The organism is Streptomyces synnematoformans (assembly GCF_039531005.1).
Lineage (GTDB): Bacteria > Actinomycetota > Actinomycetes > Streptomycetales > Streptomycetaceae > Streptomyces > Streptomyces synnematoformans.
This window is the reverse complement of sequence record NZ_BAAAPF010000008.1, coordinates 1-14,271: the sequence shown is the minus strand read 5'-3', so window position 1 is coordinate 14,271 and position 14,271 is coordinate 1. Positions and strand designations below refer to the sequence as shown.

At 72.4% G+C, this 14,271-nt stretch carries 12 protein-coding genes and 1 pseudogene; 7 read left to right on the top strand and 6 right to left on the bottom strand.

Annotated elements, in window-relative coordinates; genetic code table 11:
- Positions 1-6: 6 nt before the first annotated feature.
- The 6 genes from ABD317_RS03505 to ABD317_RS03480 all read right to left on the bottom strand — a co-directional run bounded on the left by ABD317_RS03505 (position 7) and on the right by ABD317_RS03480 (position 8,764).
- Complete coding sequence (locus ABD317_RS03505; protein ID WP_344287696.1) at positions 7-2,409, bottom strand: type IV secretory system conjugative DNA transfer family protein; 2,403 nt, start codon at positions 2,407-2,409, stop codon at positions 7-9.
- Positions 2,406-4,268 (bottom strand): VirB4 family type IV secretion system protein, encoded by a 1,863-nt coding sequence (locus tag ABD317_RS03500; protein WP_344287694.1) that lies wholly within the window; start codon positions 4,266-4,268, stop codon positions 2,406-2,408. Before ABD317_RS03500 ends, ABD317_RS03505 begins: the two co-directional genes overlap by 4 nt.
- Positions 4,265-5,215, bottom strand: coding sequence for a PrgI family protein (locus tag ABD317_RS03495; RefSeq protein ID WP_344287692.1), 951 nt, complete (start codon positions 5,213-5,215; stop codon positions 4,265-4,267). The genes ABD317_RS03500 and ABD317_RS03495 overlap by 4 nt, the downstream gene beginning before the upstream one ends.
- Before the next feature lie 6 nt (positions 5,216-5,221).
- Positions 5,222-6,898 carry a TrbL/VirB6 family protein gene (locus ABD317_RS03490; RefSeq protein ID WP_344287691.1) on the bottom strand — a complete coding sequence of 559 codons (1,677 nt, stop codon included), beginning with the start codon at positions 6,896-6,898 and terminating at the stop codon, positions 5,222-5,224.
- A gap of 368 nt (positions 6,899-7,266) precedes the next feature.
- On the bottom strand, positions 7,267-7,644 hold the full coding sequence (locus tag ABD317_RS03485) for a pilin (protein ID WP_344287689.1): 378 nt from the start codon (positions 7,642-7,644) through the stop codon (positions 7,267-7,269).
- 331 nt (positions 7,645-7,975) lie between these two features.
- Complete coding sequence (locus ABD317_RS03480; protein WP_344287687.1) at positions 7,976-8,764, bottom strand: hypothetical protein; 789 nt, start codon at positions 8,762-8,764, stop codon at positions 7,976-7,978.
- Between the two features lie 469 nt (positions 8,765-9,233).
- On the opposite strand from ABD317_RS03480, the gene ABD317_RS03475 reads away from it, so the two are divergent.
- The 7 genes and pseudogenes from ABD317_RS03475 to ABD317_RS03450 form a co-directional block, all read left to right on the top strand.
- Entirely contained in the window at positions 9,234-9,881 is a 648-nt protein-coding gene (locus ABD317_RS03475) for a hypothetical protein (RefSeq protein WP_344287685.1), read from the top strand.
- 21 nt (positions 9,882-9,902) lie between these two features.
- Positions 9,903-10,865 (top strand): TRM11 family SAM-dependent methyltransferase, encoded by a 963-nt coding sequence (locus ABD317_RS03470; protein WP_344287683.1) that lies wholly within the window; start codon positions 9,903-9,905, stop codon positions 10,863-10,865.
- Positions 10,852-11,400 (top strand): annotated as a pseudogene (locus tag ABD317_RS37730) (DNA cytosine methyltransferase); the annotation flags it as partial. The gene ABD317_RS03470 and the pseudogene ABD317_RS37730, both read left to right, overlap by 14 nt.
- Before the next feature lie 486 nt (positions 11,401-11,886).
- On the top strand, positions 11,887-12,099 hold the full coding sequence (locus ABD317_RS03465) for a hypothetical protein (RefSeq protein ID WP_344287681.1): 213 nt from the start codon (positions 11,887-11,889) through the stop codon (positions 12,097-12,099).
- The gene (locus tag ABD317_RS03460; RefSeq protein WP_344287679.1) at positions 12,096-12,461 is read left to right on the top strand and encodes a helix-turn-helix domain-containing protein; all 366 of its coding nucleotides are present in this window, start codon (positions 12,096-12,098) and stop codon (positions 12,459-12,461) included. The genes ABD317_RS03465 and ABD317_RS03460 overlap by 4 nt, the downstream gene beginning before the upstream one ends.
- A gap of 39 nt (positions 12,462-12,500) precedes the next feature.
- Positions 12,501-13,694, top strand: a complete 1,194-nt coding sequence (locus ABD317_RS03455; RefSeq protein ID WP_344287677.1) for a tyrosine-type recombinase/integrase — start codon at positions 12,501-12,503, stop codon at positions 13,692-13,694.
- A 396-nt stretch (positions 13,695-14,090) separates the two neighbouring features.
- Positions 14,091-14,271 (top strand): hypothetical protein (locus ABD317_RS03450; RefSeq protein ID WP_344287675.1); only part of this gene is annotated, 181 nt, incomplete at its 3' end.

Below are 14,271 nucleotides of genomic sequence, written 5' to 3'. Positions count from 1 at the left end.
GGTGTGTCAGGGGCGGGTGGCCGGGCGGGGGCCGGTACGTCCGCCGGCGGCGGCTCGTAGGTCCTTGGCCCGGCCGGGCACGGCGGGCGGTAGGGGCCGGGTGGTGAGGGTGAAGGCGGCGGATTCGGCGCCGCCGGTGAGCAGGTGGGCGGCGGCCTGGTAGGGGCCGAGGTGGGCGAGGTCGTGCGCGGCCAGGGTGGGCAGGGTGTGCCGTTCCAGGGCGCCGGCGTCTTCCGGGGAGGCGTTGAAGAAGATCTTGTTGCGGGCGTTGGCGGAGATGCCTTCGCGCAGGTCGCGCGGGAGCTGTGCGAGGTGCTGGTGGGCGAGGAGCATGGACAGGCGGTAGCCGCGTGCCTCGGCGAGCATGTCCTCCAGCGGGTAGGGGAGGGTGAGGAAGTTGTGCGCCTCGTCGATGCTCAGCGTGGCGTCGATGCGGGTGTGCTCGGGGACGCGGGCGCGGGCGGCTGCCGCCTGCCAGGTGCCGGCGACGATGAACGAGCCCAGCAGCCGGGCGGTCTCCTCGCCGAGGGCTCCCTTGGGGAGGCGGGCGAGGAGGATGCCGCCGTCGAGGACGTGGCCGAGGCCGAAGGTGGAGGGGCCGGCGGAGATGGTGCGGCGGGCGAAGTCCCGTAGCAGGAAGGCGCGCAGCTTGTTCATGACCGGGCCGATGACGGCGGCGCGGGAGGGCTCGGACATGGACTCGTACCAGGCCCAGAAGCCGCGCAGCACCGGGTCTTTGAGCGCGGGGATGATGCGCAGCCGGTAGGCGGACTCGCCGAGGAGGCGGGGGACGTCGGCGAGGGTGACCAGTTGGCGGGTACGGTCGCGGTGTTTGAGGAGGGTCAGGCAGGCGGCCCGCATCACGTCGTCGGTGCGCGGGCCCCAGAAGGCGGTGAAGATCCGGCGGAAGATGCCGGTGATGTTGTCGACGACGACGTCGATGTCGGTGCCGTCGAGGACGTTCAGGCACGGCGGGGTGTGCGGGTCGTCGGGGTCGATGAGGACCAGGCGGTCGGCGCAGGTGTCGGGGAGGCGGTCCAGGAGGTCGGTGACGAGGTCGCCTTTGGGGTCGATGACGATGACGCCCCGGTGGTGGCGTACGTCGTGAAGGGCGAGGTTGGCGATGAGGGTGGACTTGCCGGAGCCGGTCGCGCCCATGACGTGGAGGTGGTGGCGGACGTCGGTGACCGCGAGGCCGATTCCGCGGCGCGCGCCGGTGTCGGAGCGGCCGAGGGGCTTGACGCCGTTGCCGGGGGAGGGCTCGGGGACCTGCGGGGGTGGCAGGACGGAGCGGGCGCCGGCCCGGCGGACGCCTGGGGCGTCCGGGTCGAGGGGCAGGTGGGCGAGGGCGGCGAGCTCGGGGACCGACAGCAGCGCGGGGCGGGCGAGCGGGAAGCCTCGGGCGCTGAGGTACGGGTCGGGATGGCGTAGCCGGGTGCGGGCGAGGTAGTTGCGGTCGGCGTAGAGGCCGAAGGAGGAGGCGAGGGCGTGGGCCCGGCCGCGCGCCACGTCCTCCGAGCGTTCTGCTTTGGGGGAGCAGGTGGCGGCGTAGGTGAGGGTGCACTGCCACTGCGGGCCGGAGAGCTTGGTGGCCGACTGCCGTACGGCGACGCTGTGCTCGGGGTCCTGCTTGCCGGTGGCGGCGGGCTGGGCGCGGTGGAACAGCAGCGCGGTCAGGGCAAGGAGGCGGGCGGGAGTGCGTCCGGCTTTGAGGCTGCGGGCGTGGCGGCGGGCCCGGCGCAGCGCGCTGCCGGTGGCGGGGCGGGCCAGGATCTGCACGCACGCGGACTCGTCCTCGCCCATGCCGGTGGCGGCCTGGAGGAGCGCTCGGAGCGGGTCGGCGGCGTGGTCCGTGCGCAGCGGGAGGACGTCGGGGCGGGCCGGGCGCAGCCTCCCCGCGGAGACCGTGTGGCCGGGCGCAAGGAGTGGGGCGGGTGCGGTGACGCGGGTGTGGGCGCCGGGCCAGGCGGCCTCGACGGCGCGGCGTACGAGGCCCAGCGGTACGGTGCCGGGCAGCCACAGGCGGATGGACAGCCCGGTGTGGGACCAGGTGTATTCGAAGGCGAGATGCGGCTGGCCGGTGGTGATCCGGCGCCACCAGGGGCGTAGGAGACCGGCGAGCTGAGCCCACAGGACTTCACCGCCGCGGGGCGCGACGGTGGGCGGCGAGAGGACCTCCACACAGCGTGCGCCCTGGGCGTGGCGCTGCTCGCGCCGCCGGCGCAGGCGGGTGTTGAGCACGTAGCCACTGGTCACGGCGACGGCTGTGCACGGGGCGACGATCGGCGCGTGGGCGGCGAGCCAGCCGACGGCCTGGCTGCCGACCGTGGCCCAGCTGCCGGGGTTGGTGAGGAAGTCCACCAGCGGCCCGCTCGGCTGGGGCGCGGTGTGGGCTGGGGGCGCCGTCATGCCCCTCCTCCCACGTCGTCGCCGACGAGGGCATCGGCGTAGGGGTCATCGGTGTCGGGTTCCTCGTCTTCCGGGTGTCGGGTGATGAGTTCGCCGGGATCCGTGGTGATCACCTCGTGTTCGCCGGGGGCGGCGACGCTGATCAGGGCGACCTTGTGCCGGCGGTCGCCGGTCAGCAGCAGGGCCTCGCCGCGGGTCGCGGAGAGCAAGAACTCGCGCTCGCCGTGGCAGAGGTGGAAGTTCTCGCTGATCACGTCGATGGCCTGCGGGGCTTGGCGGAGCAGGATCTGGGTGGCCGCGTTGGAGACGATGGCCCGGCCGAGCGGGGAGGCGAGGACGTCGTCGGCGTCCTGGGTGACCATCGCAAGACCGGTCCAGTGCTTGCGTGCCGCCTTGGCCAGGCGGAACAGGAAGCGCGCACCGGCCCCGTCGCGCATCAGCAGCCACGCCTCGTCCACCACGACCAGGTGACGACCGTGGTGGGCGCGGTCGGTGACCTGCCGCCAGATGGTGTCCAGCGCGAGCAGCATGGCCGGTGCCTTGACCTCGTCGGGGAGCTGACGCAGCGCGAACACGACGAGGTGCCCGGTGGTGGAGACGGTGCTCGCGCCGTTGAACAGCCGTGCGTGCGAGCCGGTGGTGAAGGGAACGAGCCGGTCGGTGAGATCGGCCGCCGTCTCGCCGCCGTCGTCGGCCACGACCGCGGCGAGGTCGCCGAGAGTGGGCGGGGTCCGTCGCCAGGTGCGAGGGTCTGTGGTGATCCCGGCGCGGGCGTAGGTGGTCAGGATGGCCTGATCCAGCACCGCCTTCTCCGCCGCGGTCAGGTTGCTGCCCAGGAGAACGGCGAGGAAGGTGTGCAGGAACAGCACGCGCCGGGTCAGGACGTCCTCGCCGCCGTCGGTCGCGGCCGGGAGGTCGAAGGGGTTGAGGCGTACGCCGTCGGCGCCCAGGGCGACGACGTTCCCGCCGACGGTGTCGGCGAGGCGGACGTATTCGTCCTCCGGGTCGATCACCGAGGCCGTGACACCGGTGAACAGCAGGCGGAGCAGCTCCAGTTTGGTCAGGTACGACTTGCCGGCCCCCGAGCGGGCCAGGGTGATGGAGTTGTAGTTGTCCTGCGCGAAGCGGTCCCACATCACCGGAGCTGCGGAGACGGTGTTCAATCCGTACAGGACCCCGCATGCCGTGCCGTTCTCGTCTGCGGTGATCGGCAGGTCGGGGCTGGTGAAGGGGAAGCACGCGGCGAGTGCGGCGGTGTCGAAGGTGCGGCGCGTCTTGAGGGTGTCGATGCCGAGCGGGAGGGTGGCCAGCCAGCCCGGCAGGGCCCGGTACGTGGTCGGGGCGACCGTCATCAGCAGCGACTCGGCGGTCGCCCTGACGGCGGCGGCCTGCTCGGCCAGGCTCTCCTCGTCCGGGGCGTGCACGGTCAGGTACAGGGCGACGTGGAAGAGTTTTCCCTCGCCGCGGGCGATGCGATACGCGAGGTCGGCGGCGTCCGCGGCGGCGGCCTCTACCTCCGGATCGTCCAGGTGCCCCTTGTCGAAGCCGGTGCGGCGGCCGGACTCCAGCCGGGCCCGCTGCTTCTTCAGTCCGGCCGCCGCCACGGGGTTGGGGACGGGCTCGATGTGCAGGGCGATGTCGAGGTGGCCGGGGAAGTTCAGCAGCGGGGCGAGCCAGCCGGGGGCGACTTCGGCCGGGTAGCCGCTGACCACCAGGGTGGTGGCCAGGTGTTCGCCGATGGCGAGGGCGCGGGCGTGTACCTCGATGGCCTCGGGGCCGTTCACGTCCAGCAGGCGTGCGGCGTCGACAGCCGGTGCGTCGTTCTTCGGGCGGTGGCGGCTGAATCGGAGCAGGGTCATGCGTGGGCACCTTCCGGTCCGTCCTCGGCTGGGGTGGGGGTGTCGGGGTTGCAGGCCGCGCTGACCAGCTCGGCGCTCTGCCCGCTGTCCAGCGGGGTGACCGTGACCTCGGCGGCGGCCAGCGCGCGGGCTGCCTCGGCCGAGCGCTGCAGCACCCGCCCCTCGCCCGTGCGGCGCCGCCCGCCGGGTGCCGCCGCTTCTTCCCGGGAGATCAGCACGATCTGCCGCCCGAGCAGGTGGCCGCCCGCGGCGAGGTCGGCGAGGAACTCGGCGTGCGCGCGGGCGGCCCGCTCCAGTGCGGGATGCGGAAGCGCGGCGGCGTGGTGCTGGAGGGTGGTGGCGAGCGGCGCGAGGTCGATGCGGTGGCAGCGGACCAGCAGTTGGGTGGGGCCGGTCAGGGAGTTGAGCCAGCGGGCGAACGCGGCGGTCAGGCCCTGTTGCTCGGCCGCCGAGCGGAGCTCGAAGTTCACGGTGGAGCAGGCCGCCAGCGCCGCCTGTCCCTCACCGCCCAGGTCGAGCACTCCGTCTGAGGTGATGCCGTCGTACGGCATGCGCACCGCCGACGGAGGCGGACCGGCGGCGTCAGCCCAGCGTTCGGGGACGGCGGTCGGCAGGGGCGGCACTCCCTCGGGCGCGTACACGCGGCGCCCCCGGGCGCGGGTGTGGGCGAGCGCGGCGAGCAGGAAGCGGTCCAGGCCGATGCCCTCCCGCCGGCCGACCGCGAGGACGGCCACCGCCCCGGCGATCGGGATGACCAGTACGACGTACGTGAGCGGCGTCATGAAGGCGCGGGTGGCCCACCAGCCGCCGTACAGCACGACTCCGGCCAGGGAGAGGATGGCGGTCTGCCGGGCGGTGAACGGTCCGAGGAGGCGGTCGGGGCGTGAGATGTCGGCCGGAATGCGGGTGGCGTACGAGGCGTCTGCTGCCTCGTCAGGTGGGTGCATGAGGGCTTACCTCCGCGGCGGTTCGAGGGGCAGCCGCAACTGCATGGGTCGTGGTAGACGCACGCGGACGCGGCTTACGGGTACAGGAAGGGCCAGCCGCCTGGCCCGGCGGGCCTCGGCAGGGTGGGGCACGGCGCGGGGGCTCCTCGGCGTAGGCGGAACGGGAGCCGCCGCACTCCCGCGGCGTCGAGGAGCGTGGCCTGGCCCTCCACTGGCGCCGGGAGCATCGGCGCCCATGAGGGCTTGCTGTACGTCGGCGGTGACCGCGCGGTATCCGCCCTGACTGCCCGGGGCGCCCAGTGCGGGCTGACCTGCCGCCCCTGGCCGGCCACCGGAGCGGGCGAGAACTGCACGGCCGCCGGCGGGCACGGCCCCGGGCCCGCCTCCCACACCACCTCGACCAGGCCCGGCGGGCGGCCGACCGCCCCCGGGCCGGCCAGCGCCACCCCCGGGCCCGCTGCTGCCGCCACCGGATCCGCTCCCGCGACCACCAGGCCCGCTGCTGCCCCCACCGGGCTGGCACGGTCCGCAGCCGGATCCGCCGCGGCCCGCGCCCGGCCGGCCACCGCCGCCGGGCATGCCACCGATGCCGCCGGTTCCCCGGCTTCCGCCACCAGGCCCGCGCCCGCCTTCACCGGGCCGGCCACCGCTGCCGCGCCCGCCACCGGAACCGCCCGGCCCACCCCTGCCCCCTCTGGGCCGGCCAGCACCGCCGCCCCCGCCGGGTCCGCCACGGCCAAGGCCGAGCCCGGCGGCCCCGCCACGTCCGCGCGGCCCGCCGCGCCGGCGGAGCGGGCTCGCGCCGGGCAGGTAGTGGTCCAGCAGCCGGTACATCGCCAGGTGCTTGAGCATCCGCACCCCGGCAGGCGCGTGCGCACTACTCAGTGGGGAGCCGCGTAGGACAACCCGGAGTGTCCAGCCGGGGATCTTGAACAGCACCCAGAACAGGGCCACGCCGGCGAGCATCGTGCCCAGCTGATCGGACTTCGGAATGCCCAGAGTCCTGGCGCCGGGAGCGAAGAACAGCTTCAGCGCCAGAACGAACGTCATCGACTGCGCGATCTGAATGACCAGGCAACCGCCCAAGGCACGCCACCACAGCCGAGCGACCGGATCGGTCAGCGGATGCGCGTGACACGCGAGCATCAACGGTGCGGCCACCGCCAGCAGCGCCATCACCGCGACGCGTACCAGGAACCCGATCAGCACCGCGAGCACCAGCGCGATCATCACGATCGCCAGGATCAGCAGATACAGCTTCAACCCCGCGCCGCCGAACAGGGCGAAGGGGAGCACTTGCTCGACCATGCCCTGCCCGGCATCCGACATGCCGGTGGCCATGATCGCGTGGGCCAGAGCGTTGGACAGGCTGATCGCCTTGCCCATCACCGTCAGCGAGATCGCCGCCGCGACCATCCCCAGCAGCAGCCGCGGCAGGATCTGCTGCAGCGCGTAGCGGGTCTGAACGGTCTCGTATCCCATGACCGTGATGCCGCCCGCGGTCACGAACAGCACGTAGATGCCGGCCGTGATGCCCAGCGTCGCCGTCCACAGCCGCTTGATGTCCGCGTGCTTGGTGACGTCGGGCGTCGCCAGGAGAGTGTCGGCGAGCAACTCCCGGACCGGTTTCATGATCTGCTCGATCAGCGTTCCCAGGAAGGAGGTGATCGCGTCCACGACCATCCCGGGGACGTCGAGGAAACCGAGAACGCTGCCTCCGTTGTTGCAGTCGCTCGGGTCGCCGTCCAGCTCGCACGCCTGAGGCGTCTGACTCGGCGTCGGTTCAGGCGAGGACGGCGCCTCCGGCTCGGTGTCGGGGCGGCCCGGGGTGGGGGTTGCACCGGGCGCAGGATCCGGCCTCGGCTCGGGCTCCGGGGAGGGAGCCGCGGGCTGAGGCGCCGGCCGCGGTTCAGGCTCGGGCGGGTCCGGAGCCGCCGGGACCAGAGCAGCGGTGCCTACGGCGTGCGCGGAGTCCGACGGGGCCAGCGGAACCAGCACCAGGGCCGCCAGGAACATCACAGGCAGCGCGCGGCCCAGGTACCGGGTGCCGGTCACTGCCCGCCCTCGTCTGCCCCGACGATACCCTGCAGCACCGTCACGATCACCGGAGCCAGGATCGCCAGTCCGTAGCCGATGCCTGCGGCCTTCAGCGCGCGCTTGGCGGCCTCGACCTCCCCGGGATCACCGCCGGCCATCAGGTAGCGCAGTCCGCCGAAGGTGAGGAACAGGGTGGCCAGACCGGTGAGGATGCCGACAATCCAGTTGCGCAGGTTCGTGATGACGGTCGGGATGTCCGCCACCGCCCACACGTACAGCGGCTCCGTCAGCAGCGTCACCGCGGTGAAGGCCGCGATGAACCCCAGCCGGAAGCACCAGCGGCCGAGCGACCAGACCTCGGGCCGGGACGGCCGGCGGAATCTCCCGAGCATGGGCACACCTCCATCGGGCAATCAGCAGGACACGAGCAGGAGTCGCCGTAGGCGGGGCGCAGGAGGGCAGGGGCGGGGTGAGCAGAACCCTGGACCCGGGCGCCGGCCTCCTTACGCGGATGCGGCGGGAAGGGTTTCTCGGGTGTCAGCACGAGACGGCCGTGCTCACCCCGCACCTGGCGACACCGCCCCGGCCCGGGACGTCGGCCGCCGCCCCGGACCAGAACGGGCGGCCTGGCCCGACGCCGGACCGAGCCGCTGTACACCGTGAATAGAGAGACCGGTGGCGGGAATTGACGCCACGCCACCGAAGATCCCCCGTTCGGACGCCCTACACCTCCTGCACCCGACCCCGCAGATACGCGGCCAGGTGCTCCTCGGCTGCCCTGCGGTGCCGGTAGAGCTGGCGCACACTCACGCCGCGCTCGGCCGCAAGCAGGCTCATCGGTTCGCCGTCGAGGCGGGTACGGGCGATCAGCCGTGCCTCCGCCACGTTGACCACCCGGGCCTTGACGGCGCGGGCGAGCACCGTGAACTCGTCCACCGGCTCGCCCCGGTCCGCCTGCAGCGCGGCGCACAGGTGGTCCAGGTGCGCGGCCGCCGGGCCGGCCTCCCGGCTCGCGCGGCGGTGCGCGGCGTACACCACACGGTGCACCGCCCGGTCGGCCGCGCTGAACAACTCCCGATCCAGCCGCTCCCCGCCAAGGTCCACCGTGCGCAGGGCCGCGGCGACGGCGGCCAGGGCCTCCTGCTCGATCTCAGCGCGCTCCAAGTGGGCGGGGCGGGCCAGCCGGGCGAGCATCCGGCGCAGCACCGGAACGGTCATGGCCACAGCGACTGCACCCCACGGTTCACCCAGAACGCGGGCACGCCGGACCACCTCACGCCAGGTCTGCTCGCGCAGCTCTTCGCGGGTGGAGGGGTGGGCCAGGTGCGTACGGACCCGGTCGACCGTCCATGCCGCACGGTCGGGGTCATCACACACCAGGTGCGCGGGGAAGGTGAGCGGCTCCGTTCCCTGAGCGAGGGCGAGGAACCCCCGCTCCAGCTCCCCCAGCGGGGAACGAAGGCTGCAGCGCGAACTCGGTGCGGGGCGGTGAACTGCGTGTCGGCGGTGCATGGCGCATCTCCCGTGACGACGTGGACAACTTCCGCCGCCACTCCTCCCAAGCCCCCGGGCCACCGCCGGCCCACCCGCATGCCAGTGCCGCGTCACCGCCAACCGAATCGCCCGGCATGTGCGAAGGCCCTGCCCCGGCCCTCCCCGGCCGACCTGGAGCGCCGCCCCATACAGAGCAAAGTGAATCGAACACAGAAATTCTCGACATCCCTCTGCCTGCCCACCGTGTGGCTCGCCCCAGCGGCTCGCCGGTGGCTCGCCGGTGGCACACGACTGGCTCGCACACACCGCGACGTGCGCAAACGCCGCACAGGGCCGGGATAGCCGGGAGGCGCCGGGCGTACGCAAAGCGGCCCTTCAAGGAGATCGAACAGTCACGACGCGATGGCAAAGATCAACCGGCGAGTCTCTATTACTCACGTCAGCACGAGTACGGCCGGACCCCGACGCACCGGGCGCCGCCCATCGCATGCCGAACCCCACCCCTCCCCGCTCCCGTACCTCCCGATCCCTGCCGACCACCATCTGGCTCCCCGACCCGGACGAACCCGCCGCTCCCATCCCCGGCGCGGTACTGCCCGCCTGGGCCATCGACAAGCTCCGCACCGACTTCGTCGACCGCCCCGCCCACGAGCCCGCCCCCCTCCTCAAGATCGCGATCCGGGACATGACACCCGGTATGGACGCCCGGATCCCCGTCACCCCCTTCACCGCCCCGGCCGACGACGAGGACAGCGTCAGGAAGCCGTCCCTCCTCCTGGCGGAACTCCACCCCGACGCGCTCCCCGCTGCTCCCACAGCATTCGGCGACAGCGAGCTGCCCGGCGCTGCCGAAAGCGACTGGCCCGGCTTCTTCCACCGCGCCCACCGGCTCCTGCCCGCGGACGGTCTCCTGCTGCTGGCCACCCGCCAACGCCGGGACGCCGGCCGACTCACCGACCCCCTCGGCATCCTGATCGCATCCGCCCGCACCGCCGGCTTCCGCTACCTCCAGCACATCGTGATCGCCTACGGCCGCCCGGCCGGCGACCGCCTGGAACCCGCCCGTCCCGCTGACACCTCCGGCGGCGTCGCGCACTGCGACCTCATCGCCCTGTCCGCGATCCGCCACACCTAGACCCAGGCCAAGGAGAACGCCGTGCCCTCCCCGCTCTCGGTGTGGAACACCGCACCCACCTCCGCCCCAGCCCAGCGCAGGAACCGCTACGTGCCCGGATCCGCCGCCCACCCCGCCAAGATGCTCCCGCGCATCGCCGCCCACGCGATCGCCACGTACACCCGCCCCGGCGACCTGGTCCTGGACCCGATGTGCGGCATCGGCACCACCCTCGTCGAAGCCATCCACCTCGGCAGGCACGCCCTCGGCGTCGAGTACGAACGCAAGTGGGTCACCCTCGCCCGCCGCAACGTCGCCCATGCCACCCACCAGGGCGGCAGCGGCTCCGGCGACGTGCGCTGCGGCGACGCCCGCCGGCTCACCCAGCTCATCCACGCAGAGCACCACGGCGAGGTCGCCCTCGTCGTCACCTCACCGCCCTACGGGCGCTCGGTGCACGGACAAGTCCGCTCCACCCGCGAGACCGGCGAACGCGGCGTGGTCAAAAAGGACTACCGCTACAGCCACGACCCCTCCAACCTCGCCCACGTCGCCACCGACCGGCTCCTGGACGCCTTCACCGACATCCTCACCCAGTGCCGACACGTCCTCCGGCCCGGCGGCACCGTGGTCGTCACCACCCGCCCCTGGCGCGAACGCGGCGAACTCATCGACCTGCCCTCCGCCGTCCTCGCCGCCGGCCAGGCCGCCGGACTCACCCCCTCCGAGCGCTGCGTCGCCCTCCTCGCCGGCATCCGCGACAGCCGCCTGATCACCCGCCCCTCGTTCTTCCAGATGAAGAACGTCCAGGACGCCCGCCGCCAGGGCACCCCCCTCGCCGTCATCCAGCACGAGGACGTCCTGGTCTTCACCCGCCCCAGACAGCCCACGCAGCACTGCCCGGAAGCATCGGCCTGCACAACCAACAGCGCCCGCACTGCGCCACCCGCGGCAGCCATCCGATCCCGCACCTGCACCCACAGAGGCCGCCGTGGCGGCCACTGATCTCCCGATCGGCAGCCTGTTCTCCGGAGTCGGCGGCCTGGACCTCGCCGTCCAGACCGCGCTCGGACGCCACATCGCCTGGCACGCCGAGACCGGCCCCCACGCCGCCCGGGCCCTGGCCCGGCACTGGCCGGACGTCCCCAACCTGGGAGACGTCCGAGCCACCGACTGGCACAGCGCCGCCCCCGTGTGCGTCCTCACCGCCGGATTCCCCTGCCAGGACCTCTCCGTCGCCGGCCCCCGCACCGGCCTGGCCACCGGCACCCGCTCCGGCCTCTGGCACCACGCCACCCGTGCCATCGAAGCCCTCAACCCCTGCCTGGTGGTGATCGAGAATGTCCGCGGCCTGCTCTCCACCCGAGCCGGAATCCACACCCTTCGCCACGTGGAACCCTGCACGCGGTGTACGGGAGACCGCCCCGATCAACCCCGCATGCGGGCACTGGGCGTGCTACTCGCAGACCTGGCCGACCTCGGGTACGACACGAACTGGACGTGCCTACGCGCCTCCGACATCGGCGCCCCGCACCGCCGCGAACGCATCTTCCTCACCGCCTGGCCCCAGACGCCCCGATGCCGGGCCGCTGCTGAAGACCCCGACGGCGAACCTGGGCAGCAACGGCGGCTCCCAGCACCCGGACAAGCGCAAGGCCGCAGGCCACGGCCCGACCCTGGCCGACGAGATCGAACACTTCCTGCCCACCCCGCGAGCCAGCGACAACACCAGCGGCTCACCGAACCACAAGCACGGCACTGCCTCCACCGAGACGAGACGCGCTGCGCACGGCACGCCGGCCGGAGCTGCCGCGGAGGACGACCCCGCGTATCCGCTGCCCCACCCGGCCTCATCCGACGAGACAGACCGCGCAGGCACGCCTCCGACATGCAAAGTCGGCGTGAACCAACACATCGGGGCGACTCACCCGCCCGCTGGTGGGGCCCCTACCTGGCCGCCATCCGACGATGGGAGCACATGACTGGAAGGGCCGCGCCCCGCCCTACCCAGTCCGGAAGGGGCCGGTTGTCCACCGACTTCATCGAATGGATGATGGGCGACCCTCAAGGCTGGGTCACCGGCACCGAGGGACTGCCCCGCGGCACCCAGCTCCGCCTCCTCGGCAACAGCGTCGTCCCCCACCAAGCCGCCCGCGCCTTGGAGATCCTTCTCCCCGGGGGCATCCCCGCACATGTTCCTGCTCAGTGCCACTGCCCGCGAGCGGAGACCGAACGATGACCGCGGTCGAGCCGCCGGACGACGGGGCACAGGCCCGCGGGCTTGACGCGGTGCCCGAGGTGGAGCGTCCATGGTCCACCCCCGGCCCGGCAGCCGGCACCCCGCCGAGCTCCACCGCGCCCACCGTCAACTCCCGGAAAGGAAGAGGCGGACGTCCCCGCTCCGCGGATCGTGAACGTTCCGCCCCGGACAGTGCGGATCGGCTGCTGACCGTGGGGGAGGTCGCGGCGTGGCTCAGGGTCAGTCAGGCCAGCGTCAGGAACAAGTACCGGCTGTGGGGCATCCCGCCCCAGAAGGTCGGACGCCTCCTGCGATTCCGCGCACGCGACGTCACCCGCTATCTCGACAAGCATTACGGCTGACGCGAGCCCGCGCCGGCCCGCGAGGAGGATGCAGGACCGGTGGCCACCGTCTACCAGCGCTGCAAGAGCGACAAACGCAACAGCAACTACCCCTGTACACGAGACCGCTGCGGTCACCCGTGGACCGTCCGCTACCGCGAGCCCGGCGTCTCGCGGGCCGAACGCCAGCCCAGCTTCGAGAAGAAGACCCAGGCTGACGCCTTCGCCGCACGCCTGGAACGCGACAAGTACGAGGGTTACTACCTCGATCCCCAGTGCGGCGACATCCCCCTGCGCGAGTACGCCCCCGAATGGCTGGCCCGCCAGGTCATCGCGGAGGGCACCTGGCGCAACTACGAGAGCTTCCTGCGCATCCACCTCCTCCCCGCCCTGGGCGACAAGACCGTCATCGGCATCCGCACCAGGGACGTCGAGACGTTCGTGGCCGCCATCAGCAAGAAGCTCGCCCCGAGCACCGTCCGCGACCGCATGAAGATGGTCACCAGCATCTTCAAGACCGCGATCAAGGAAAAGCGGCGCTCCGACGACCCAACCGACGGCATCAAGCTCCCGCGCGCCGGATCCCACGCGGTCGACGAGGACGAGATCCCCACCCTCTACGAGGTGGACCTCATCGCCAAGCAGATCTCACCCCAGTACCGGCTCACGATCTACCTCCAGTCCGGCGCCGGGCTGCGGATCAGCGAGACCCTCGCCTTCTCCGCCGACTGCCACCGCGACGGCTTCCTCCGCATCCGCCGCCAGATCAGCTCCAAGGCCCACCGCGAGGACTGCGTCACCCGGTTCATCCCCCTCAAGCACCGCGCCGAGAACGAGTACCGAGACATCCCCACCCCCGCCTTCCTCGCCGACGAGATCGACACCCACCTACGGCAATGGGGCACCAGAACCGCAGACGGCGTCGAGACCCTCTTCGCCCCGCGCGAGCGCGGCAAGCGCACCATGCCCACCGCCGTCACCTACGGCTACCACTTCCGCAAAGCACTCACAGAAGCGGCCATCGTCAAGCCGGACGGCAGCCCGAAGTACACCCCCCACGGCCTGCGGCACTTCTTCGCCTCCACCGCCCTGGCCCACGGCATCCCGATCCACGAAGTGTCCCGCTGGCTCGGCCACAAATCGATCAAAACTACTGTCGACGTCTACGGCCACCTCGTCCCCGCCTCCTGGGACCGCTGCCGAACGATCATGCACCACGCGCTGCGACCTGGACAGTCCTACGGGGGTGACTGAAGGGATCGGATGGGCTCGCTTTGCAGAGCAGCTTTGTGTCTAAAGGGCTAATTGATGTGATGTAAGTCACTGAGATGGCTGGCTGAATTGCCCGGGATTGCCGGGAATCATGGTCTAGTCCAGACGTGATCGGTGCCGTTAGGTTGACGCGACGTTACGTTGAGTTGTCTCAGGGGTGGGGCTCTGTTGGTGTTGCGTGGGCTTGGGCTGGGTTGTCGGGCGTGGTTGACGGCGGGGTTGGGGACGGCGCTGTTGCTGGGCGCGGCGCCGGTCGTGGAGGCGGGTGCGGCTCCGGTTGGTGTGCGTGCGCCCTCGGCGGTTTCGTCGGACGCTGGTGCGGCGGGTGCGGCGACGGAGGGTGAGGCGGCGGCGCGGGCGGAGCGTACCGGTGAGCCGGTGGAGATCCTCTCGTTGCGCGGTGAGTCGAGCGAGGTGTTCGCGACCCCCGACGGGAATCTGGAGGCGCGTGAGTACCTGCGGCCTGTGCGGACCCGCGTGGGCGGCGAGTGGAAGCCGGTCGACACCGGGCTGGCTCCGGCCGCGGATGGCATGGTGGCGCCGGGGGCGACGGCCGTGG